Source organism: Vibrio tubiashii ATCC 19109 (assembly GCF_000772105.1).
GTDB classification, from domain to species: domain Bacteria; phylum Pseudomonadota; class Gammaproteobacteria; order Enterobacterales; family Vibrionaceae; genus Vibrio; species Vibrio tubiashii.
Genome location: NZ_CP009354.1, coordinates 2,269,024 through 2,293,052 on the forward strand (window position 1 = coordinate 2,269,024; position 24,029 = coordinate 2,293,052).

A 24,029-nucleotide genomic window follows, 5' to 3' on the forward strand; every position below is an offset into this window, starting at 1 on the left:
AAAAAGCAGCGGGATCACCGCTGCCATTTTGTGATGGGATTACCCCATAAAAACTATTCACCATCCAATCCTCGGATTGGCTTGATCGTCCCCCACCCTTTACATGAAGGGCAGTGCCAATACATGGAATGGGTCGAGAAACCGCATTTACGACATCGATAGTGAGGCTTAACCTTAAGCTGTTCCCCAACCAGTTTCTGTAGTGTACCAAGACTGGCCTTAGCTCTACCCTCTTCAGCCTCAGCTAAATGGTAGTCCATCAGGCGATAAAAGCCCTTCATGGTTGGGTTTTTAACCAGCTGACGAGTCAACAGCTCCTGAGCAGCACCGGCACCATCATGTTGTGCGACAAGTTGTGCGAGCATCAACTCAGCAGATACTCCTGCTTTGTTAACAATGCACTGGCGTAAGAAATTAAGTAACTCGTCTTCTTGACCCAAGTGATGGTAACACTCTGCTAAGGTAGGTAATACCTCACTGACAAAATCACTGTCTTGCTCTAACACCATCTCCATATACTTAATGGTATTGTGGTAATCTTCGTCATCTAAATACAACTTACCTAGAGCAATACTTGCACGGACACACTTTGGATCTTCAGACAGTGCTCGCTTAAAATTCTGCATCGCGACCGCATGATTGCCGTCTGCTTTTTCTTGCATCGCCAGCTCACACCAAAAGTGACCAATACTGGTTCGCATCCTTTTGCGCCCCATCTTGACCAACAAAGACGCATAATGAATGGCTTTGTTCCACTCACGTGTCTGCTGATAAATCGCGACAAGTTGTTGTAAAGCCGCTTCACGATGATCAGGTTCTTCAACCAACTGCTCAAAGATTTTTTCCGCGCGGTCAAGGAAACCTGACGCCATATAATCTTTTGCTAGCTGCTGAAGCGCGATGTTTTTCTGGTCAATCGTCAAACCAGATCGGGAAATTAAGTTTTGGTGGATACGAATGGCGCGATCAACTTCACCTCTAGAACGGAATAAGTTGCCTAGCGCTAAGTGGGTATCGATCGTTTCATTATCAACTTGAAGAAGTTCGATAAAGTGATCAACGGCCTTGTCAGATTGATCTGACAAAAGAAGGTTCAAACCCGTCACATACTGACGTGATATTTGGTTTGATTGTTTCTGCTTGTCTTGCTGGGCACTTCGATTACCCATATACCAACCGTAAGCGGCGGCAATTGGCAATAACAAGAAGAGAATTTCTAACATCAAGTAACAGCCTACCTAATACTACTTTAAGCTTTACCTTGGCTTGCTTCACTCACTGACGGAGATAACTTGTTAAGCTGCTTCTTCAGTTTACGCACCTGCAACTTAGATTTAAGGTGCAAGCTGCCGAAAATGATCCATGCTACTGCGAAGCCACCAATAAACACGCCACCAAGCAACGTAGACAGGTGGAAGTCACCTTGAGCAATTAGATAATTGAAATTAACGACTGCCTGATTTTGAGAGCCTAATGCCAATGCAATTAAGAATAGGGCCAGTACAAGAACGATTTTTATAATTTTCATAGTCCATCACCTAAGATAAGTTCTGCCGTTACGATTATGCAGTAAAAGCTACAAACAAACCATGGTTATCTCGGTTATTCCAATGATAAAAAAGCGGCATACGCTATGTATGCCGCTTTTTTATCAGTCTTTTACAAATATCTAACCGATATTCACTCGCTCACGTAACTCTTTACCTGGCTTGAAGTGAGGAACGAATTTTCCTTCTAGCTCCACTCGGTCGCCTGTTTTAGGGTTACGGCCAACACGAGGCTCGCGGAAGTGTAAAGAGAAGCTACCAAAGCCACGAATCTCGATTCTGTCACCACTTTCTAGTGTCGACGCCATATGCTCTAAGATATCTTTTACAGCATCTTCTATCTCTTTCGCTGAAAGGTGCGTCTGCTCTGCGCACAGTCTTTCAATCAATTCAGACTTAGTCATAGTTGCCCTCGTAGAGTAATTTATCACTTATTATAGTAAGTAATACCAGTTCCAACAAACACTTGCTTTCAATTTTAGACAATAATTGAGCAATATGTGTAATGAAAAATTGCTTTTTTTAGAACACTTTGAAGAGATTGGTATTACTACTAGTGATCTATCGAACATAAAAAAGGAGCCTTTCGGCTCCTTTTTCTTAAAAGCGATTTAATTATTCGCCTTTAGCTGCTTTGAAAGCGTCAGCCATAGCGTTACCGAATGAAGCATCGTCTGCTTTGTTCAGTGAAGCCATTGCTTCTTGCTCTTCAGCTTCGTCTTTAGCTTTGATAGATAGGTTGATTACGCGGTTCTTACGGTCTACACCTGTGAACTTAGCTTCAACACTGTCACCAGCGCTTAGGATTAGAGAAGCGTCTTCTACGCGGTCACGAGAAACTTCAGAAGCGCGGATGTAACCTTCTACGCCTTCTTCAAGCTCGATAGTTGCACCTTTAGCGTCAACAGCAACAACAGTACCGTTAACTAGAGTGCCTTTCTTCTTCTCAGCAACGTAAGCGTTGAATGGGTCGTTTTCCATTTGCTTAACGCCTAGAGAGATACGCTCACGCTCAGCGTCTACTGCTAGTACTACTGCAGAGATTTCGTCGCCTTTCTTGTACTCACGTACCGCTTCTTCACCAGCAACATTCCAAGAAATGTCAGATAGGTGAACTAGACCGTCGATGCCGCCTTCTAGACCGATGAAGATACCGAAGTCAGTGATAGACTTGATCTTACCAGTAACTTTGTCGCCTTTAGCTTGCGCTTCAGCGAAAGATTGCCATGGGTTAGCTTTACACTGTTTTAGGCCTAGAGAGATACGACGACGCTCTTCGTCGATTTCAAGAACCATAACCTCAACTTCGTCGCCAACATTAACAACTTTAGATGGGTGGATGTTCTTGTTAGTCCAATCCATTTCAGAAACGTGTACTAGACCTTCAACGCCTTCTTCGATTTCAACGAAACAGCCGTAGTCAGTTAGGTTAGTAACGCGACCAGATAGTTTGTGACCTTCTGGGTAACGCTTAGCGATTGCTACCCATGGATCTTCGCCTAGCTGCTTAAGACCTAGTGATACGCGAGTACGCTCACGGTCGAACTTAAGAACTTTAACTTGGATCTCGTCACCAACGTTAACGATCTCAGAAGGGTGCTTAACGCGCTTCCAAGCCATGTCAGTGATGTGTAGTAGGCCGTCAACGCCACCTAGGTCTACGAATGCACCGTAGTCAGTAAGGTTCTTAACGATACCTTTAACTTCTGCGCCTTCTTGTAGAGTTTCTAGAAGCTCATCACGCTCAACGCTGTTCTCAGACTCGATTACTGCACGACGAGAAACAACTACGTTGTTACGCTTCTGGTCAAGTTTGATAACTTTGAACTCTAGCTCTTTGTTTTCTAGGTGAGCAGTGTCGCGGATAGGACGCACGTCTACTAGTGAACCTGGAAGGAAAGCACGGATACCGTTTAGTTCAACAGTGAAACCGCCTTTAACTTTACCGTTGATGATACCAACAACAGTTTCAGCTTCTTCGTAAGCCTTCTCAAGTACGATCCAAGCTTCGTGACGCTTCGCTTTCTCACGAGAAAGTTGAGTCTCACCGAAACCGTCTTCTACAGCGTCTAGAGCTACGTCTACTTCAGAACCAACTTCAACTTCAAGTTCGCCAGCAGCGTTCTTGAACTGTTCAGCAGGGATTGCAGACTCAGACTTTAGACCAGCGTCAACAAGAACGAAACCGTTCTCGATAGCTACTACAGTACCTTTAACGATAGTACCTTGTTGGAATTCAGTCTCGTTTAGAAACTCTTCAAAGAGTTGAGCAAAAGATTCAGTCATTTATTTAATCTTCAATAAATTAAACGTCCACGGGTGTCCTACCGCGTGGGGTTATTAAATTCGCCAGTCATCATCCTTGCGACCAACGCTCTTACCTAGCCGCCTAAGCGACTAGCTTCGATTCGATATATTGTAGTGCTTTTTCTACCACTTCGTCGATACTCATCGTAGTAGAATCTAGCAAAAGCGCATCCTCAGCAGGGCGTAATGGAGCCACTGGGCGGTTACGATCTCGGTCGTCACGCTCTTGGATCTCGCGCAAAAGGTCGTCAAATCTAACATCTAACCCTTTGCCTTGCAACTGTTTAAGGCGGCGCTGAGCGCGTTCTTCAGCGCTTGCGTCTAAGAAAATTTTCGCTTCAGCCTCAGGGAAAACAACCGTGCCCATGTCACGACCGTCAGCAATCAAGCCCTGCCCTTCGGCAAATGCTCGTTGGCGACGCAACAAAGCCTCACGCACTCGCGGTAGTGCTGCAACTTTTGATGCTGCCATACCCGTTTCTTCTTTGCGTAGCTCTCCGGAGACGTCTTCGCCTTCAAGGATCACTTTAACTAGGTCACCTTCAGCGACAAATTGAACATCAAGGTGAGTGGCGAGCGGAACAAGTGCATCTTCAGACTCTAAGTCCACGCCATGGTGGATTGCAGCAAGTGCAAGTACGCGATAGATCGCGCCAGAGTCTAATAGGTGGAAGCCTAGCTTGTTCGCTATAAGCATACAAAGAGTGCCTTTACCCGCACCACTCGGTCCATCAACGGTCACAACCGGTGTATGAGACGACATGTTTTACTCCGTGTTGGTTGCAGATCAACGCTCAAAGCGTAGACCTTAATTCGGCGACAAATTATAGAGGGAAACGCTATTTGGTTCTAGGCGGGAATGACAGTAATTGGAAAAAAGAGCGCTGATGCGCTCTATCGTAACTAAATAGCAAATTACAGTTGGATCCGAGATTGATTTTTGGCAACAATTGCAGCGCCAATTCCTTTCACTTCGGTTAAAGACTCTGCACTGGCAAACTCACCATGTTGCTTTCGATGCTCGACGATCGCTTGAGCTTTCTTTATGCCAATTCCATTGAGTAAATCTGCCAACTCCTGCGCACTAGCGGTGTTTATGTTCACCGTAATTTCAATGCCGTCATACTTGGGATCAGATTTAACATCGTTGGCAATAGAGAAAGGCGCAGCACATATCAGTGCCGCAATGAGAATTATCTGTTTTAGCATATTGGCTTCCTAGTTTATTGGGGGACTTGCTCAGCATACGTTTAAACGCCAACCTGCCAATCAGAGACCACTAAAAACAAAACGGACTGCAGAAGCAGTCCGTTTTAAGATATGTATCAATTACACAAACTGTGCTTATTGAGTCACAACGTAGTACTCGATATCAATTGTTTTACGCAAGATATTGATTAGGCCAGATAGGTCTTGTTGAGCATTAACCTGCGTCAATTGAGAGCCGATTTGCTGGTTGTATTGAGGGTCAAAATCCGACGCAACTTTTGTCAGTTCAACCACAACGATATCACCATTCAGATCTTTCGCTTGAGCAAAGCCAACTTTGCCTTCTTCTGGTTTTGTCATCGAGAACACAACATCAGCAAGTGGTGAGCTGCGGTCAAGTGTTTCTACTTCACCAAAAGCCAAACCATTTTCACTAAGTAGCTCTTGCTTACCTTGCTTTAATTCTTCAACCAGATTTTGTGCTAGTTCAATAGCCGTTTGCTCGCCCTTAACATTCGCCAGTGCTTTAACCACATCACTACGAACATCTTCTAAAGGAAGTACTGTTTCATCGCGGCTATCTTCAACACGAACTACCACGATATGCTCAGGAGCCACTTCAATCGCTTCTGAGTTTAGGCCGTCTTCTTTCACTTCAGGGCTAACAATCGCTTGCAATACAGCAGGCGTTTTCAGCAGTTCCGGAGCATCACGCTCTGAGATAAAGTCAGTAGTTTGAATCTTCGCGCTGATAGCTTTAGCTGCATCATCCAGCGAATCTGGGTATTCAAACGCCACTTTCTCTAGCTCGCTTTGCAGCTCGTAGTACTGATCGATCGCTTGCTGATCTTTAAGCTCTTGCTTAATTTCCGCAGCAACTTCTTGATATGGCTTAGCTACAGAATCTTTTAGCTCATCAAGCTTGATAATGTGGTAACCGAACTCAGACTTAACTAAACCTGTTGTTTCACCCACTTTAGTTAAAGCAAACGCCGCTTCTTCAAATGTTGGGTCCATCACGTCACGTTCAATCCAACCTAAAGAACCACCTTCAGAGGCACTACCAAAGTCATCCGATTTCTCTTCCGCTAGCGTAGCGAAGTCAGCACCAGCATTAAGCTCATCAAGAATTGCTTGAGCTTTCGCTTCATCATTACCTTCAACTAGGATATGGCTTACACGACGTTGCTCTTCCGAAGAGTACTTATCTAGGTGCTCTTGGTAGTATTGCTTAGCTTGCTCATCTGAGATTTCAATCGAATCTTTAAGCTGCTGAGCTGACAACTCAATGTAGGCTACTTTCACTTGTTCTGGACGCGTATAACGCTCAGGGTTCTGTTTGTAGTAGTCGTTAATCTCTTCTTCAGACAATTCTGCTTTCGCTGCGAAATCTGCAAGAGATAGCGTTACTTTTTTGATATCGCGAGTTTGAGTCAGAAGCTTGCTTTGCGCTTCAACTTCACCCGGTAGAGAAAAGTCACTGCCCTGAATTGCTGTCAGTAGCTGATTACGAACTAGGTCACGACGTAGGTACTCAGCAAAACTCTCTGCCGAAAAGCCTGCACGACGAAGAGCGGTTTGATAGATGTCTTGGTCGAACTTACCGTCAACTTGGAACTGAGGCATTTCTAGAATCAGCGTACGCACTTGCGTATCACTTACACGTAGACCTAAAGATTCTGCGTGTTGTTCTAGAAGCAAGTCATTCACCATGCGGTCAAGAACAGATTTACGGAAAGATTCTACATAGCTTGGGTCAGCCAGTAGGTTTGAGAAGTAATCGCCCAATTGCGCTTGCATACGATTACGTTCGTTTTGGTAAGCTTGTTCAAACTCACCACGACCAATTTCCACATTGCCTACTTTCGCTGCAGAGTTGTTTGAACCGCCCACAATGTAGCTGCCCACACCTGCAAATACGAAAGATAGGATGATAAGTCCTAGGATAATTTTAACCGCGATGCTGTTAACGCCTTCGCGTAATCGGTCCATCATACTTAAACTACTCTCCGCTTATGCACCGTACTTAAGCCCAACAGCTGTGCACGATACACTTCATTAAAATAAAAATTGAATAGCGCGATAATACCAGAAAAAGAAATGCGCATCAGTATGATGCGCATAATTTAAAAAGGTTCGAAAAAATCCGCCTAACTGGCGATTTTTTGATTAGTTACAAGAGTCTTTCAGAGCTTTACCAGCTTTGAACGCAGGAACTTTAGCTTCTGCGATTTGGATCTCTTCACCAGTCTTAGGGTTACGACCTGTGCGCGCTGCACGAGTACGTACGCTGAATGTACCAAAGCCAACTAGAGCAACTTGGTCACCAGACTGTAGAGTGTCACCTACTGCTTCGATGAATGCGTCTAGAGCACGACCAGCAGACGCTTTTGATAGATCTGCATTTTCTGCGATTTTTTCTACTAATTGTGTTTTATTCACTGTGATTCCCCTTTGTGCCACCTGATTTTATTTTTGTCGGTAGCTTTACGTTCCATTTCATTTCAAATTAGCGACAAACCCTTATATTACAAGGCTTGAAGCTATAGTCGCTAAAGTTAGCGCCCAAAAAAAACGCTGACAAGCCTTTTTATGCTTATCAGCGTAATCTTTTACTTATTTTTGCTGCACATCACTATTTTACGGCTGCAAACTCGACACCTGACGGCTCTTTTTCTAATGCAACTTTCAATACTTCATCGATCCATTGCACCGGAATAACCTTCAGATCTGCAATAACATTATCAGGAATCTCTTCCAGATCACGTTCATTGTCTTTCGGAATAAGTACCGTTTTGATGCCACCACGGTGTGCTGCAAGCAGTTTTTCTTTCAAGCCACCGATCGGAAGAACTTCACCACGCAGGGTAATTTCACCCGTCATCGCCACTTCGGCTTTTACAGGGTTACCCGTTAAGCTTGAAACAAGGGCAGTACACATCGCAATACCTGCACTTGGACCATCTTTTGGCGTTGCACCCTCAGGCACGTGGACGTGAATATCGCGTTTTTCATAGAAATCTGAGTTAATGCCCAGTTTCTCGGCGCGCGAACGTACCACTGTCATTGCCGCTTGAATCGACTCTTGCATCACATCGCCTAGAGAACCGGTTTGCGTTAGCTTACCTTTGCCCGGCATTGCTTCGGTTTCAATCGTCAGTAGGTCACCGCCTACTTCCGTCCAAGCAAGACCTGTAACTTGGCCAATGCGGTTGCTGTCGTCAGCTTTGCCGTAATCAAATCGCTGCACACCCAAGTATTCTTTCAGGTTGTCCATCGTCACTGTCACGCTCTTCAGTTCTTTATCTAGCAGGATGTTCTTCACTGCTTTACGACAGATCTTAGAAATCTCACGCTCTAGGCTACGTACACCTGCTTCTCGCGTGTAGTAACGGATAATGCCGATAATTGCCGAATCTTCGATCTCAATCTCGCCAAGTTTAAGACCATTGCGCTTAATTTGCTTCTCAACTAAGTGACGCTTAGCGATATTCAGCTTTTCATCTTCTGTATAGCCAGATAGACGAATCACTTCCATACGGTCTAGTAGTGGGCCTGGGATGTTCATTGAGTTCGACGTCGCGACAAACATAACGTCAGACAGATCGTAATCCACTTCTAGATAGTGATCGTTAAACGCGTTGTTCTGCTCTGGATCGAGCACTTCCAGTAATGCTGACGATGGATCGCCACGCATATCTGAAGACATCTTATCGATTTCATCCAGCAGGAATAGTGGGTTTTTCACACCGACTTTCGACATTTTCTGGATAAGCTTACCTGGCATTGAACCAATGTAAGTACGGCGGTGACCACGGATTTCCGCTTCGTCACGTACGCCACCCAATGCCATACGCGTGTATTGACGACCTGTCGCTGCCGCAATAGAGCGACCAAGAGAGGTTTTACCTACACCAGGAGGACCAACAAGACATAGGATCGGACCTTTGAGCTTGTTGATACGGTTTTGAACCGCTAAGTACTCAAGGATACGTTCTTTAACGCGCTCAAGGCCGTAGTGGTCTTCGTTAAGAACCTCTTCAGCTTTAGCTAGATTTTTCTTAACTTTAGAACGTTTAGCCCAAGGCACACCAAGCATCCAGTCGATATAGCCACGTACAACCGTCGCTTCTGCCGACATAGGAGACATCATTTTCAGCTTTTGTAGTTCTTGTTCTGTCTTCTCACGCGCTTCTTGCGGCATTTTAGAATCGAGGATCTTCTGCTTCAGAGTTTCAAACTCATCGACGCCGTCTTCGCTTTCACCCAGCTCTTTCTGAATTGCCTTCATTTGCTCATTCAGATAGTACTCACGCTGAGATTTTTCCATCTGCTTTTTAACGCGAGTACGGATGCGCTTTTCAACTTGAAGCAAGTCAATTTCAGATTCCATCTGTCCCATTAGGAACTCAAGACGCTCTGTTACGTCTAGAATCTCAAGCACATTCTGCTTTTCTGCCAATTTAAGCGGCATATGCGCGGCAATGGTATCAGCGAGACGAGCAGCTTCATCAATTCCGTTTAGCGAAGTCAGAACTTCTGGCGGAATCTTCTTGTTGAGCTTAATGAAGCCTTCAAATTGGTTGATAGCGCTGCGCACGATAACTTCTTGCTCACGCTCATCTAACTCAGAAGTGGTTAGATACTCTGCATCAGCAAAGAAAAATTCATTTTCAATAAAGTGGTTAATTTTCGCGCGCTGCTGACCTTCTACCAGCACTTTAACTGTGCCGTCAGGAAGTTTCAGTAGTTGCAGGATTGTCGCTACGGTACCAACTTCAAATAAGTCCGATTGAGTTGGCTCATCAGTATCCGCTTCTTTTTGGGCTACCAACAATACTTGCTTGTTGTTGTCCATTGCCGCTTCTAGACAAGCAATAGATTTTTCACGTCCAACAAACAATGGAATAACCATATGCGGGTAAACGACTACATCTCGTAGAGGTAGTACGGGGATCTCGATACGTTCGGAACGTTCCAAGTTCATATTATTCTCTCTTCCGCTTTGTCCTATGAGCAGTATATGGGGGCTAATTGGTTGGATTCAATGAAAGAATAAAAAAAAGGGAGTAATTGATTACCCCCTTTCTACGTACATTAATTTATGTGAATCAGATTATGATTCTGCACCTGCTGCTTGGTTGTCAGAGTTGCTGTAAATAAGCAGTGGATCAGATTCACCCTTAATTACTGACTCGTCGATAACAACTTTGCTCACGTCATCCATTGATGGCAGTTCATACATGGTTTCAAGTAGAACGCCTTCAAGAATTGAGCGTAGACCACGAGCACCTGTTTTACGCTCCATCGCTTTCTTAGCAATTGCGCGTAGTGCATCTTCACGGAACTCTAGCTCAGAATCTTCAAGCTCAAACAACGCTGCATACTGCTTAGTTAGCGCGTTCTTAGGCTCACATAAGATTTGAATCAGTGCGTCTTCATCAAGTTCAGTTAGCGTCGTTGTAACTGGTAGACGACCAATGAACTCTGGAATCAGGCCGTACTTAACAAGATCTTCTGGCTCAACTTGAGAGAACAGCTCACCGATAGTGCGTGTTTCGTCTTTAGAGCGAATATCTGCACCAAAGCCGATACCCGTGCCTGTCGCAACACGTTGTTCAATCACTTTATCTAGGCCAGCAAATGCACCACCACAAATAAATAGAATCTTAGAAGTATCTACTTGTAGGAATTCTTGCTGTGGATGCTTACGACCACCTTGTGGCGGTACTGAAGCAACCGTACCTTCAATCAATTTCAGCAACGCTTGCTGAACGCCTTCACCTGACACATCGCGTGTAATAGATGGGTTCTCAGCTTTACGAGAAATCTTATCGATTTCATCGATGTATACTATGCCGCGCTCTGCTTTCGCTACGTCGTAGTCACATTTCTGAAGAAGCTTTTGAATGATGTTTTCAACGTCTTCACCCACGTAACCCGCTTCAGTTAGCGTTGTCGCATCAGCCATTGTAAATGGAACGTCTAGGAAACGAGCTAGCGTCTCTGCTAATAGCGTCTTACCACTACCAGTAGGACCAATGAGTAGAATGTTACTCTTACCAAGCTCAACACCTTCACTGGTGGTGTCCCCATTACGTAAACGCTTATAGTGGTTATAAACGGCTACTGCTAACACTTTCTTAGCGTAATCTTGGCCAATCACATAGTCGTCAAGGTGCTCACGAATCTCTCTTGGCACTGGTAGTGCTTCAGATTGTTTTTTCGGTAGAACATCTTTGATTTCTTCACGGATGATGTCGTTACATAGATCGACACATTCATCACAAATGTAGACTGACGGACCAGCGATTAACTTGCGAACTTCGTGCTGGCTCTTGCCGCAGAAAGAGCAGTAAAGAAGCTTACTACTACCGCTCTCTTTGCTTTTATCTGTCATTCGCTAACCTCTTATTAGCTTTCACTGTCTTGCTTTGAGTTTATATCAATTTTGACCAAATTTCGCCTGCATCTTTTGGCGATATGGTATTACTCTTTGTGATGAGTCAAAACTGAGTCAACCAAACCGTACTCTACCGCTTGATCTGACGACATAAAGTTGTCGCGGTCTGTATCACGCTCGATCACTTCTAGAGGCTGACCTGTGTGCTCTGCAAGCAACTTGTTTAGCTTCTGCTTAATAGTCAGAATTTCTTGCGCATGGATCTGAATATCCGATGCTTGACCTTGGAAGCCACCTAGCGGTTGGTGAATCATCACACGAGAGTTTGGCAATACATGACGCTTACCAGGAGCACCACCAGCAAGGAGGAATGCACCCATAGAGCAAGCTTGTCCCATACATACTGTGCTTACGTTTGGTTTGATGTACTGCATTGTGTCATAAATAGACATACCTGCAGTCACGCTACCTCCCGGTGAGTTGATGTAGAGGAAGATATCTTTATCAGGATTTTCTGACTCTAGGAATAGCAGCTGAGCAACAACTAGGTTAGCCATTTGGTCTTCCACTTGGCCTGTCAGAAAGATGATACGTTCCTTAAGTAAACGAGAGTAAATATCGTAAGAACGCTCACCTCGGGAAGTCTGTTCAACCACCATTGGTACTAGCGCGTTTAGGATTGGCGACATTGCATTTTTTTCTTGGTAGCTCATATTCTTATGTCCCTAAAATAAATGGCCCGGATGATACTTATCATACGGACCATTGTTAGCAGAATAGTTAACGCTAAGTCAACCTTGTAAGCACTTTATTGCTTATTACGCTGCTGGCTGCTGGTTCATTAGCTCGTTGAAGCTAACTTCTGTTTCAGAAACCTGAGCTTTAGCGATGATTGCATCAATAGCTTGCTCTTCTAGAGCAACGTTGCGCATGTTGTTCATCATCTGCTCGTTTTGCTCGTAGTAAGCAACAACTTCTGTTGGATCTTCGTATGCAGTAGCCATTTCTTCGATAAGTGCTTTCACTTTCTCATCGTCAGCTTTTAGCTCTTCAGACTTGATTACTTCACCTAGTAGAAGACCTACTACTACGCGACGCTTAGCTTGCTCTTCGAAAAGCTCACGTGGAAGCTGCTCAGCTGCTTCTGGGTTGCCACCGAAACGTTGTGCAGCTTGCTGACGTAGAGTACCGATTTCTTGATCGATTAGTGCAGCAGGTACGTCGATTTCGTTTTCTTTAACTAGACCGTCAAGCGCTTGCTCTTTGATACGGTTCTTAACAGCTTGCTTAAGCTCACGCTCCATGTTCTTACGAACTTCAGCTTTAAGAGCGTCAACGCCACCTTCAGCAACACCGAACTTAGAAACGAACTCGTCGTTTAGTTCTGGAAGCTCACGCGCTTCAACTTTGTTTACTTTGATAGAGAATTTCGCAGCTTTACCTTTTAGGTTCTCAGCGTGGTAATCTTCTGGGAAAGTTACGTCGATTTCGAATTCCATACCAGCAGTCTTGCCTGCGATACCGTCTTCAAAACCAGGGATCATACGACCTGCGCCCATTTCTAGAGGGAAGTTCTCAGCTTTACCGCCTTCGAACTCTTCACCGTCGATAGAACCAACGAAATCGATAGTAGCGCGCTTGCCTTCTTCAGCAGCTTCTTCTACTTCAACCCAACCAGCTTGTTGCTTACGTAGAGTTTCAATCATCTCTTCAACGTCAGCGTCTTGAACTTCAGTTGTTGGTTTTTCAACAGTGATGTTCTCTAGGCCTTTTAGTTCAACTTCTGGGTAAACTTCAAAAGTTGCGTTGAATACTAGGTCTTCACCTTCTTTAGTCTCAACTGGAGCGAAAGTTGGTGCGCCTGCTGGGTTGATTTTCTCTTTAACGATCGCTTCGATGAAGTGACGTTGCATTACTTCACCCATTACGTCTTGACGTACTGCTTTGCCGTACATCTTCGCAACCATTTTTAGAGGCACTTTGCCTTTACGGAAACCATCGAAACGACGGTTTTTTGCGATGTTGCGTAGTTCAGCTGTTACAGCATCTTCGATGTTTGCAGCAGGAACAGTAATGTTTAGACGGCGCTCTAGGCCCTCTAGCGTTTCAACAGTAACTTGCATTATTCATTAACCTCAAAACTGGCTCAGATAACTGAGCGTATGTGCCCTAATCAACAGGAAAAGGACCCATCCTTGTTTGTACTCTATGAGTACTCTTGTAAATCGAGTATCGATAACCGAGCAATTCAATTATCGGACTAATTAGCGATATCCTTTCGAGCTAGTTGTTTAGAATCTAGTCCGGTAAAGGTATCTCCGATTAGCCTCAGGATAAAAATTTAGACGCAGCATTCTACCGAGCAGATCGGTAGCTGTCGAGCCGATCCCCACGATCACTGCGGGATTACCCTAAAAACTCACTTAACTGCTAAAAAAAACATCAATAAAGCAGTCTTTGTTTCCAGAAATGGGGACATTAATGCCTTTTTCAAGAGAAACTAATGTTTTTTTTCATTTAAAGATCAAAACAAGATCTAAGTCCGGTTTTATCCCTCAGTTTGTCGCGCAGAGTACACACATTTGTAACAAAAACCTTTACGCTATGGATGTTTAAGGAAGTTTCACAGGGAAAGTGATGTTAACGTTCAGGCGCAGCAAGTTTTATCTGCTCATACTCTACCTGTTCACCGTTCTTGTCGGTTCGAGCTGGATATGGAATTCAAGCGAAAGCCGCCAATTTTCGAGACACAAAGAGCAGCTTGAACGTTTTGCAGAATTTATTTCAAGCAAGCTCGATAAGTACGCTCACCTTCCTCAGCTGATAGCCAAAGATAAAGAGCTGATCGCAGCGCTACAACACCCACACAATAGCGCTCAAATAGAGCTTACCAATCGCTACCTTGAGCAAGTCAACGAAACCATTCAGTCGACAGATGCGTACTTGTTAGACGAGTTCGGCAACACCATCGCTTCAAGCAACTGGAACCTCGAGCGTTCATTTCTTGGTCGGAACTATGCTTGGCGCCCTTATTTTTCTAATGCGATTCAAGGTAAACCTAGTCAGTATTTCGCGTTAGGCTCCAGTTCGAAGCAGAGAGGGTATTACTTTTCTTACCCGGTGACTTATGCGGCGGAGATCATTGGCGTTATCGTTATCAAAATGGATCTCACCGCTATCGAAGCGAACTGGCAAAACAGAACTAACACCTTTGTCGCCACCGACAGCTACAACGTAATTTTCATGTCGAGCAATGATGATTGGCTATTTAAAAGCCTGACGACATTATCAGAGGCGCAGCGACAAGCCATTCTGAACAGTCGCCAGTATTTAGATTCACCCATACGCTCTTTTGGCCTAGATGGCGAGTTGAACCTACCCCATACCGAGCTTAGCAACCCGCTCGCTTCTGGTTTCGAGAACTCATACTTAGTTTCATCACGCCCACTCACCAAGCACGATTTGACATTGCGTGTACTCACTCCAAAAGCGACCTTACTTTGGTCAACACTGAGTTTCTCTTTGGTTGTGACCCTGCTGTTTGTCATCGCTTATCTTTCACTACAGCTCACTTATCAACGTCACCTGAAGAAACGCCAGTTCGAGCAGTTGCAATCAGAAGCAAAGCAAAAGTTGGAGTTCTTGGTTATGGAGAGGACTTCAGAACTGCAAGCCGAAATCCATGAGCGCAGCAAAACTGAGTACGCTCTACGCCAGACCCAAGATGAACTAATTCAAGCCGCTAAACTCGCTGTACTCGGTCAGATGTCAGCTAGCATTAGCCATGAGCTAAACAATCCACTCGCAGCAATTCGTAGCTTTGCGGACAATGGTCGACGCTTTTTAGAGAGAGATAAGTATGACCGTGTTGAAGATAACTTGTCGCGCATCTCAGCTTTAACTGAACGCATGGCCAAAATTAGCAATCAGCTACGTTCATTTGCACGTAAAAGTGACAGTAACGAGACCAGCCAGCTAGATGTTGTGCCGCTGATCATCGCCGCTAAAGAGTTACTGGCACCACAATTTAAATCTAAACAAGTTGCGCTTGAGATTCAGCTCGAACAACCTTTGCCAGAAGTGGAGCTGAACCCCATTCAATTCGAGCAAGTGCTTATCAATCTGATGACCAATGCGATGCAAGCCGTCGAAGACCAAACACAGCGTCAGGTCGCCATTTCTACCTCCGTAGGCGGTAAAGAGCTGTCCATATTTGTCGATGACAATGGTCCGGGAATTGACAGTAACAAGCAGCAGTCACTGTTCGAGCCTTTTTATACCACCAAGAAAAACGGACTAGGTCTGGGGTTGTCGATTTCGCAGCAGATCACCCAAGCTATGGGTGGCACACTCCAGGTTTCGACGTCCCCAATGGGCGGGGCGCGATTCGCTATCTCTCTGCCAATTAAGGAATAACGAGGAATGCAGATGTACGATGTAATCTTCATTGATGACGAAAGTGATATTCGCCTTGCGATAGAGCAGAGTTTTGAACTAGAAGAAATTCCAGCGCGCTTTTTTGCAAGTGCCGAAGAAGCGCTGCTCGCGATCAAGCAAGACGGCTTGCCAAAAGTAGTGATTACGGATATCTGTTTACCCGGACTTTCCGGCGAAAATATTCTATCGAGTATTTTGCACCAGGACCCTGATATTCCGGTGATACTCATCACCGGGCACGGCGATATTTCTATGGCAGTGAACGCCCTGAGAAACGGAGCCTATGACTTTATCGAGAAGCCGTTTCCAATCGATCGGCTGATCGATACAACGCGCCGAGCATTGGAGAAACGTGACTTAACGATAGAGAACCAAGAGCTCAAACGTAGCCTGAAAGCGAGTCAAACCCTTGGTCCTAGGATTATTGGTGATACGCCCTCTATTCAAGCGCTGCGCGATACCATAGTTCATATCTCTGACACCAATGCGGACATACTGCTGTTTGGAGAAACGGGAACCGGTAAAGAACTCTTCGCTCGTTCTATTCATGAGCAGAGCCCACGTAGAGATAACAACTTCGTCGCCATCAACTGTGGTGCGGTGCCAGAGAATTTGATTGAAAGTGAACTCTATGGTCACGAAAAAGGCGCCTTTACAGGGGCCGATGTTAAACGCGTGGGTAAATTTGAACATGCTCAAGGGGGAACACTGTTCTTAGACGAAGTCGAGTCTATGCCTCTGCAGGCGCAAATTCGTTTGTTACGCGTACTACAAGAGCGCGTTATTGAGAGAGTTGGCTCCAATGAGCTTATCCCGATTGATATTCGCGTCATCGCTGCCACCAAGGTCGATTTAAAACAAGCTGCCGAACAAGGGACATTTCGTGAAGATCTCTACTACCGACTCAATGTTGTCACTCTCGATTTACCACCGTTGCGACAACGTAAAGAGGATATCCCTACTCTATTTCACCACTTTCTACTGGTTGCTGCTTCGCGCTACGGTAAGTCAGCGCCAGCAATTGAATCACAGCAAATTCATCAACTCATGAGCCATGACTGGCCGGGCAATGTACGGGAGCTAAGAAACGCAGCCGAACGGTTTGTGCTTCTTGGTAGACTGTCTCAGTTTGGTTCTGATAGCGCTGAAAATACCAACCGAGAGTTAGGCTTAGCCCAACAAGTTGCCGAGTTTGAGAAAAGCCTCATTGAACAAGCACTCAACCAGAATGAAGGCAGCATTAAGAAGACGATGGATCATTTGCAACTTGCCCGCAAAACCCTGTACGACAAAATGCAAAAATATGGCTTGGATAAGAGTAACTATAAAGGTGATTAGGGTCTATTCATCTTTAGTTCATCTTTGACCGCCTATATTGGACTCATCAAACGGAAGTGATGAATGGAGTTGTCTTGTTATACCAATCGGGATAAATAGGGGCTCAGATAATTGCGCAGGAAAAATCGCTTAGAGCGAGGCATAGATTGCAGCTAGCTAGTTTCTCTACCTACAAAATCTATAACGCAGCTATCAGCGATTTTAACCAGCAAGAATGACCAGATATTTATTCTGGTTGGTATCAACTCCACTGTCCATAAATAGAAATGTCCTAAAAACAAAAGCCCCAGATAACTGCCTATCTGGGGCTTTTTATGTTCATTACGTTACTTGGTTATTATCTCTGGTCCCATCAGAGTGGTCGGAAGCCATGTCGAAACCCAAGGCACGTATGTCACGATAATGAGGAAGAGGAACATCACCGCTACCCAAGGCAGTGCGGCTTTAACCACTTGCATCATCGACATCTTGGCTACCCCAGCGGTTACAAATAGGTTGAGCCCGACCGGAGGAGTAATCATACCTATCTCCATGTTCACCACCATCATGATACCTAGGTGGATTGGGTCGATACCGAGCGCGATAGCGATCGGGAACACTAACGGTGCAACGATAATCAACAGACCCGATGGCTCCATGAACTGACCGCCAATCAGTAGTAGAACGTTAACCACAATCAAGAAGGTAATCGGGCCAAGACCTGCTGATAGCATAGACTCGGTGATCATTTGTGGAATGCGTTCTTCCGTTAGTACATGCTTTAGAATCAGAGCGTTAGCAATGATAAACAGCAACATAATGGTCAGTTTACCTGCTTCATACAAGGTATGCTTTGTGTCTTTGTGGATGAACGCTTGGAAGATTTTCACTAATGCAGGTTTGGTGTTTTTCTTATCGGCAAACGGCCCCATATCTTTGTAGATAAAGTTGGCGATAAGGAAAGAGTACACAGCTGCTACTGCTGCCGCTTCTGTTGGTGTAAAGATACCGCCATAGATACCACCGAGGATGATAACCACCAGCAATAGACCCCAGCTCGCATCTTTTGCCGCTGCAAACATTTCTCCCCAACCAACGAATGGCTGTTTAGGTAGGTTCTTCACCCGCGCTGCAATGTAAATGGCAATCATCAACATCACACCTGCAAGAAGACCAGGAATCACACCACCAAGGAACATACGCCCTACAGACACATCCGTCGCCGCGGCGTAGACAACCATTACGATTGAAGGCGGGATCAAGATACCCAATGTACCAGCGTTACAAATAACCCCAGCCGCAAAATCCTTTGAATAGCCATTTTTGATCATACCAGCGATAACGATACTACCGATTGCTACTACCGTTGCAGGTGATGAACCAGATAGCGCGGCGAACATCATACACGCCACAACAGAAGCCATGGCTAAACCGCCGCGGAACCACCCCACCATTGCGATAGCGAAACGAATAATACGTTTTGCTACCCCACCGGTAGACATAAAGCTTGAAGCGAGAATGAAAAACGGGATTGCCAATAAGGTGTAGTGTCCAGCAAAGGCATTAAATAGAGTTTGAGCGACAGAGGCTAACGACGCATCTGAATGCATCATCAAAAAGACAATACTTGATAGGCCCAGTGAAATTGCGATTGGCACGCCAACAAGCATAAAACCAATCACCATGACGAATAAGAATAAGATTTCCATGGTTTAGCTTTCCTTGTTCTGGTTATTGTTGTTCTTCGGCTCCATCGCTTCACCAGCATCCTTGAGCTCTTCTTTTAGCGCTTCTAACTCTTCTTCCGCTTCATGACCAGCAATTAAGCGGTCCAATTTACCTGAGATGATTTGCAGCGTAATTTGAGCAAAACGGAATGTGAGTAGCGCCATGCCAATCGGCAGCGCCATATAAGGAATAAAGCGCGGCATTTTTTCGTAGCGCTCGCCTTCATTAAGCCAATCAGCAAGGAATTGCAGCATTTCTGGCATTGGAATATCGTCTGTTTCGTACCAAGCGCGCTCGGTTGCAAACGGATACCAGTAGTTCCATGAACCAATCAACAGCAGAATTGAGAAAGCCAAACAACATGCCGCAGCAATCAAGGCATAGATTTTACGTAGTTGCTCTGGAGCAAGGTTAATCACCACATCGACACCGATGTGAAAATGCTTTTTAACGCCGTACGAAGCGCCGACAAGAACCATCCAAGCAAACATGAACACGGTAAGTTCCAGTGCCCATAAAATGTTGTCGTTAAAGACATATCTAAATACAACGTTGGCGAACGTGAGCAAGGTCATTGCTCCCAAAAAGAACGCAATCAATGTCTCTTCAATTGCGTCTGTCACCTTCCCAATTCTGGCAAAAATTGACTGTTCCATAAGTTACTTCACTATATCGCAGGTAAAGAAAGGCCCTCCTCCCGACAAGAGGGCCAATGTTTTTCTAGGTTTTAGTTATTATTTGTTTGAAGCTAGAGCCGCTTCAATGAGGTCAGAGCCGATGTCTTTTTCAAACTTCTTCCAAACTGGTTGAAGCGCAGTCACCCACTGCTGACGTTGCTCTGGTGTTAGCGTACGAACTTCACCACCAGCTTCGATGATGTTGTTTTTGTTCGCTAGGTTAACTCGTGAAGACTCAGAGTTACGCGTTTCAGTCACTTCTTGGATGATCTTGTTTAGCTGCTTACGCTGGTCATCCGGTAGGCCTTTCCAGAAGTCTTTAGACGTCACGACTAGGTAATCGAGAATACCGTGGTTCGTTTCAGTAATACCGTCTTGAACCTCGAAGAACTTCTTACCGTAGATGTTTGACCAAGTGTTCTCTTGACCATCGATAACTTTAGTCTGTAAGCCACCGTACACTTCTTTAAACGACATTTTCTGTGGGTTAGCACCTAGCTGTTCAAATTGAGCAACCAGTACGTCAGAGGCTTGAACACGGAACTTAAGACCTTTTGCGTCATCAGGAGAGATAAGCGGCTTGTTCGCTGACATCTGCTTCATACCATTGTGCCAGAACGCTAGACCTTGCAGACCACGGCGGCGCATTGCATTCTTCAGCTTTTCACCAGCCTGAGAGTTTTGGAAACGGTCAACCGCTTCTACGTCTTCAAATAGGAATGGCAGGTCGAAAATACGGTACTTTTTCGTGAACTTTTCAAACTTTGATAGAGAAGGGGCAGCAAGTTGCACGTCACCGTTGAGCAGTGCTTCTAGAACCTTGTTATCATCATAAAGAGTCGAGTTAGGGAAAACCTGCATACACACTTTTCCGTTCATCTCTTCATTAACACGTTTTTCCAGTAATGAAGCCGCGATACCTTTCGGGTGTTTATCTGTATTCGTTACGTGACTGAACTTAATCACTGTCTCGCCCGGATCACAGTTCGCCGCAGCGTTAAAACTGGTCACAGCAAGAATCGATGCAGATAGTAGGGTCAATGGCTTAAACATTATTATTCTCCTTGTTAAATGAACAACCCCATCACTGGGAGTTGATACCTTAATAAGGGCAATAACCGCGCCAAATTGAATTACTTATTATTATTTCTTATTTTTCAAATAGTTAAGATTATTGATAAATCGATGACGTTATCGAGATCACATTAAGATTTTTAAAATGGGGGGAATTCCACCCATCACAAATTTCAATACGGGTGAATTTACACATATTTAACAAGCATGCAAAAATAGAAAAACAAATGGCAGCTATAGTAGCTGCCATTTTCGTTACTAGAGATGAGATGAGCAGTAAGGAGACATGACTGCCCACTTCGACTCACTCTGCATGAAACTCACTTCATGCTATGCTACTAAGCTTAGTCGACTTCACCCAAAGTTACTAATAAACATATCAATTAAATCACCCATTAGTGAAATTCGATACGTTGCTCGGTCGCCGCATCAAAAAATACCGCTTTGGATAGATCAAAGTGTAAAGACGCAACTTGACCCGCTGTTACATCAAACTCAGGCGAGAGACGGCATGCCACTTCCTGCTCGTTCACCTTGATCATCGCGATAGTATCTGGCCCGGTTGGTTCAAGCACCTCTAAGGTTAAATCTAACTGAGTCGTCGCATCAGATTCTTGGTTTTCACTGTCAGTAATGTGCTCAGGGCGAAGACCAATCACCACTTCTTTGCCATCTTGCTCTCGCATTGAAGCAGGTAAATTAATGTGGTGTTCTTGCCCATTACTGCCCTTAACCTTAATAACCGGCTTATCTTCGCCATCGAGATCCACCATGGTCTTAATAAAGTTCATCGAAGGAGACCCCATAAAGCCAGCCACAAACATGTTGTTGGGCTTATTGTAGATTTCTTGCGGTGTACCCAGTTGCTGCAGTTCACCATCTTTCATTACCGCGATTCTGTCCGCCAGAGTCATCGCTTCAATCTGATCGTGAGTCACGTAGACAATGGTGGTGTTGAGCTGCTGATGCAGACGTTTGATTTGATGACGCATTTCAACACGCAGTTTCGCATCAAGGTTGGATAGTGGTTCATCAAACAAATAGAGCTTAGGTCGACGAGCTAAAGCGCGCCCCATCGCCACACGTTGGCGCTGACCACCGGATAGCTGCGAAGGTTTTCTATCTAGCAGGTGATCAATTTGCAGCATTGCCGCAACGCGCTCTACTTCTGCATCAATATCCTGCTTTGGCATTTTACGTATCTTGAGGCCAAACTCGATATTGCCACGCACCGTCATATTGGGATACAGCGCGTAAGACTGGAATACCATCGCGATATCACGGTCTTTCGGTTCAACTTCAGACACGTCATTGCCATCAATCACAATTTCACCTGAGCTGATGTTCTCTAGCCCCGCAATGGTGTTCATCAAAGTTGATTTACCACAGCCCGACGGCCCAACTAAGATCAGGAACTCTCCTGAGTCGATATTGATGTCGATGCCTTTCAGCGTCTCTTGGTCCGCCTTTGGATAGGTTTTACGGATTTGTTTAAGTTCTAGTGTTGCCATAATAATTATCCTTTTACCGATCCAGCCGTTAGGCCGCGAACGAAGTATTTCCCTGCTAATACGTAAACTAAGAGTGTCGGCAGTGCGGCAATGATCGCGGCTGCCATGTCAACGTTGTACTCTTTCACCCCAGTACTGGTGTTGACCAAGTTGTTGAGTGCCACCGTAATCGGCTGAGTCTCTGAACCTGAATAAACGACGCCGAATAAGAAATCATTCCAGATTGCGGTGAACTGCCAAATGACGGTCACCATGATTATCGGCGTCGATATTGGCAGTAAAATCTTAAAGAAGATGGTAAAGAAACCGGCACCATCAAGCTTGGCTGCTTTAACTAACTCATCCGGAATACTGATGTAGAAGTTACGGAAAAAGAGCGTAGTAAATGCCATACCGTAGATAACATGAACAATCACCAGTCCAGCAGTAGTATTCGCCAAGCCAAGCTTACCTAATACCGTTGCCATTGGTAAAAGAACAACTTGGAACGGAATGAAGCAGCCAAAAAGTAGCAAACTAAAGAACAGGTTCGAGCCACGGAATTGCCATTTGGTCACAACGTAACCATTGAACGCGCCGAGCAAGGTAGAGATGGCTACTGCAGGTATCACCATTTGGAACGAATTCCAAAAATACCCTTTCACCCCTTCACACTTCACACCGGTACAAGCGCTGTCCCAAGCTTTAAGCCAAGCATCGAACACCCACTCGGTTGGTAAGCTCATTAAGTTACCGGCTTTAATATCTGGCAAAGTTTTAAAAGAGGTAATCACCATCACGAACAGCGGCATCAAGTAAACCACACAGAAAAATGCCAGCGTTGAGTAGATAAACAGTCGAGAGAAATTGATTCCTTGCATCATGACTTTTTCTCCCTAAGTTCTGAATAGAGGTAAGGCACCAAAATCGCGAGTATTCCCGCTAACATCATCATCGCACTGGCTGCACCTAAACCAATTTGACCACGTGTGAATGAGTGCGCGTACATAAACAGCGCAGGAAGGTCGGAAGAGTACCCTGGCCCGCCAGCTGTCATTGCTGTGACCAAGTCAAAGCTCTTAATCGCAATGTGGGAGGTAATAATCACGGCGCTAAAAAACACCGGTCTTAGACACGGCATAATGATACGCCAATAGATGGTTGGTAAGTTCGCACCGTCAATCTGCGCAGCTTTGATAATCGAAGAATCTATACCACGCAGACCTGCAAGGAACATTGCCATGACGAAACCTGAAGATTGCCATACAGCCGCAATCACTAAGGTGTAGACCGCCATATCGGAATTCACTAGCCAATCAAATTTAAAGTCAGTAAAACCCCAATCTTGCATCAGTTTTTCGATACCAAGACCTGGGTTAAGAATCCATTTCCACGCCGTACCTGTAACAATGAATGACAAGGCCATTGGGTATAAATAGATGGTACGAATTGCCCCTTCTTGACGGATATTTTGGTCAAGAAGGATCGCTAGCCCAACACCAAGTCCAATCGCCACTAGCATGAACAGCAGGCCAAAAACACCTAGGTTGGTAATAGAAGTGATCCAACGGTCGTTATCCATCAGTTTTTCGTATTGAGAGAAGCCAACAAAATTAAAACTAGGGAGAAAACGGGAGTTGGTCATTGAGAGTGCCGCTGTCCAGAAAATATAACCATAGATACAAACCACAGTTACAAGAACGGTCGGGGCAAGAACGATTTTCGGCAGCCAATGTTGAAGTCGGTCGGCCAAACTGACCTTAGTTGTCGACTTCTTTTCATACCGATTTACAACATGCTCCATAACGAGTCCTTACGTCATAACGCGCCGATCAATATC

Annotated in this window: 20 protein-coding genes; 2 read left to right on the plus strand and 18 right to left on the minus strand. The window is 44.9% G+C overall.

The window, feature by feature from the left end; all coding sequences use genetic code 11:
* Positions 1-53: 53 nt before the first annotated feature.
* The 12 genes from lapB to tig all read right to left on the minus strand — a co-directional run bounded on the left by lapB (position 54) and on the right by tig (position 13,589).
* Entirely contained in the window at positions 54-1,223 is a 1,170-nt protein-coding gene (lapB, locus tag IX91_RS10220) for a lipopolysaccharide assembly protein LapB (RefSeq protein WP_004743674.1), read from the minus strand.
* Between the two features lie 26 nt (positions 1,224-1,249).
* Positions 1,250-1,528 carry a LapA family protein gene (locus IX91_RS10225; protein WP_004743675.1) on the minus strand — a complete coding sequence of 93 codons (279 nt, stop codon included), beginning with the start codon at positions 1,526-1,528 and terminating at the stop codon, positions 1,250-1,252.
* A gap of 141 nt (positions 1,529-1,669) precedes the next feature.
* Positions 1,670-1,951 (minus strand): integration host factor subunit beta, encoded by a 282-nt coding sequence (ihfB, locus tag IX91_RS10230; protein ID WP_004748547.1) that lies wholly within the window; start codon positions 1,949-1,951, stop codon positions 1,670-1,672.
* A 211-nt stretch (positions 1,952-2,162) separates the two neighbouring features.
* Complete coding sequence (gene rpsA / locus IX91_RS10235) at positions 2,163-3,833, minus strand: 30S ribosomal protein S1 (protein ID WP_004748546.1); 1,671 nt, start codon at positions 3,831-3,833, stop codon at positions 2,163-2,165.
* Positions 3,834-3,936: 103 nt separating this feature from the next.
* The gene (gene cmk / locus IX91_RS10240; protein WP_004748545.1) at positions 3,937-4,617 is read right to left on the minus strand and encodes a (d)CMP kinase; all 681 of its coding nucleotides are present in this window, start codon (positions 4,615-4,617) and stop codon (positions 3,937-3,939) included.
* Between the two features lie 152 nt (positions 4,618-4,769).
* On the minus strand, positions 4,770-5,063 hold the full coding sequence (locus IX91_RS10245) for a ComEA family DNA-binding protein (protein WP_004748544.1): 294 nt from the start codon (positions 5,061-5,063) through the stop codon (positions 4,770-4,772).
* A gap of 135 nt (positions 5,064-5,198) precedes the next feature.
* A complete protein-coding gene (ppiD, locus tag IX91_RS10250; RefSeq protein ID WP_004748543.1) occupies positions 5,199-7,058 on the minus strand; it encodes a peptidylprolyl isomerase in 1,860 nt (619 codons plus the stop codon).
* Between the two features lie 174 nt (positions 7,059-7,232).
* Positions 7,233-7,505 carry an HU family DNA-binding protein gene (locus IX91_RS10255; RefSeq protein WP_004414742.1) on the minus strand — a complete coding sequence of 91 codons (273 nt, stop codon included), beginning with the start codon at positions 7,503-7,505 and terminating at the stop codon, positions 7,233-7,235.
* A gap of 193 nt (positions 7,506-7,698) precedes the next feature.
* Positions 7,699-10,050 carry an endopeptidase La gene (gene lon / locus IX91_RS10260; protein WP_004748542.1) on the minus strand — a complete coding sequence of 784 codons (2,352 nt, stop codon included), beginning with the start codon at positions 10,048-10,050 and terminating at the stop codon, positions 7,699-7,701.
* A 129-nt stretch (positions 10,051-10,179) separates the two neighbouring features.
* Entirely contained in the window at positions 10,180-11,463 is a 1,284-nt protein-coding gene (gene clpX, locus IX91_RS10265) for an ATP-dependent protease ATP-binding subunit ClpX (RefSeq protein ID WP_004748541.1), read from the minus strand.
* 89 nt (positions 11,464-11,552) lie between these two features.
* Positions 11,553-12,179 carry an ATP-dependent Clp endopeptidase proteolytic subunit ClpP gene (gene clpP / locus IX91_RS10270; RefSeq protein WP_004748540.1) on the minus strand — a complete coding sequence of 209 codons (627 nt, stop codon included), beginning with the start codon at positions 12,177-12,179 and terminating at the stop codon, positions 11,553-11,555.
* A gap of 105 nt (positions 12,180-12,284) precedes the next feature.
* A complete protein-coding gene (gene tig / locus IX91_RS10275) occupies positions 12,285-13,589 on the minus strand; it encodes a trigger factor (RefSeq protein WP_004748538.1) in 1,305 nt (434 codons plus the stop codon).
* Between the two features lie 514 nt (positions 13,590-14,103).
* On the opposite strand from tig, the gene IX91_RS10280 reads away from it, so the two are divergent.
* Together IX91_RS10280 and IX91_RS10285 are read left to right on the plus strand one after the other, a co-directional pair.
* Complete coding sequence (locus tag IX91_RS10280) at positions 14,104-15,882, plus strand: ATP-binding protein (protein ID WP_004748537.1); 1,779 nt, start codon at positions 14,104-14,106, stop codon at positions 15,880-15,882.
* Positions 15,883-15,894: 12 nt separating this feature from the next.
* Positions 15,895-17,241, plus strand: coding sequence for a sigma-54-dependent transcriptional regulator (locus IX91_RS10285; protein WP_004748536.1), 1,347 nt, complete (start codon positions 15,895-15,897; stop codon positions 17,239-17,241).
* A gap of 326 nt (positions 17,242-17,567) precedes the next feature.
* Here IX91_RS10285 and IX91_RS10290 read toward each other — a convergent pair whose 3' ends face one another.
* From IX91_RS10290 to IX91_RS10315, 6 genes are all read right to left on the minus strand, one after another.
* Positions 17,568-18,929, minus strand: coding sequence for a TRAP transporter large permease (locus IX91_RS10290; RefSeq protein ID WP_004748535.1), 1,362 nt, complete (start codon positions 18,927-18,929; stop codon positions 17,568-17,570).
* A gap of 3 nt (positions 18,930-18,932) precedes the next feature.
* A complete protein-coding gene (locus IX91_RS10295; protein WP_004748534.1) occupies positions 18,933-19,604 on the minus strand; it encodes a TRAP transporter small permease in 672 nt (223 codons plus the stop codon).
* A 78-nt stretch (positions 19,605-19,682) separates the two neighbouring features.
* Complete coding sequence (locus IX91_RS10300) at positions 19,683-20,678, minus strand: TRAP transporter substrate-binding protein (RefSeq protein ID WP_004748532.1); 996 nt, start codon at positions 20,676-20,678, stop codon at positions 19,683-19,685.
* A 416-nt stretch (positions 20,679-21,094) separates the two neighbouring features.
* On the minus strand, positions 21,095-22,210 hold the full coding sequence (locus tag IX91_RS10305) for an ABC transporter ATP-binding protein (protein ID WP_004748530.1): 1,116 nt from the start codon (positions 22,208-22,210) through the stop codon (positions 21,095-21,097).
* 5 nt (positions 22,211-22,215) lie between these two features.
* Entirely contained in the window at positions 22,216-23,073 is an 858-nt protein-coding gene (locus IX91_RS10310; RefSeq protein ID WP_004748529.1) for a carbohydrate ABC transporter permease, read from the minus strand.
* On the minus strand, positions 23,070-23,993 hold the full coding sequence (locus IX91_RS10315) for a carbohydrate ABC transporter permease (RefSeq protein ID WP_004748527.1): 924 nt from the start codon (positions 23,991-23,993) through the stop codon (positions 23,070-23,072). The genes IX91_RS10310 and IX91_RS10315 overlap by 4 nt, the downstream gene beginning before the upstream one ends.
* Positions 23,994-24,029 lie beyond the last annotated feature (36 nt).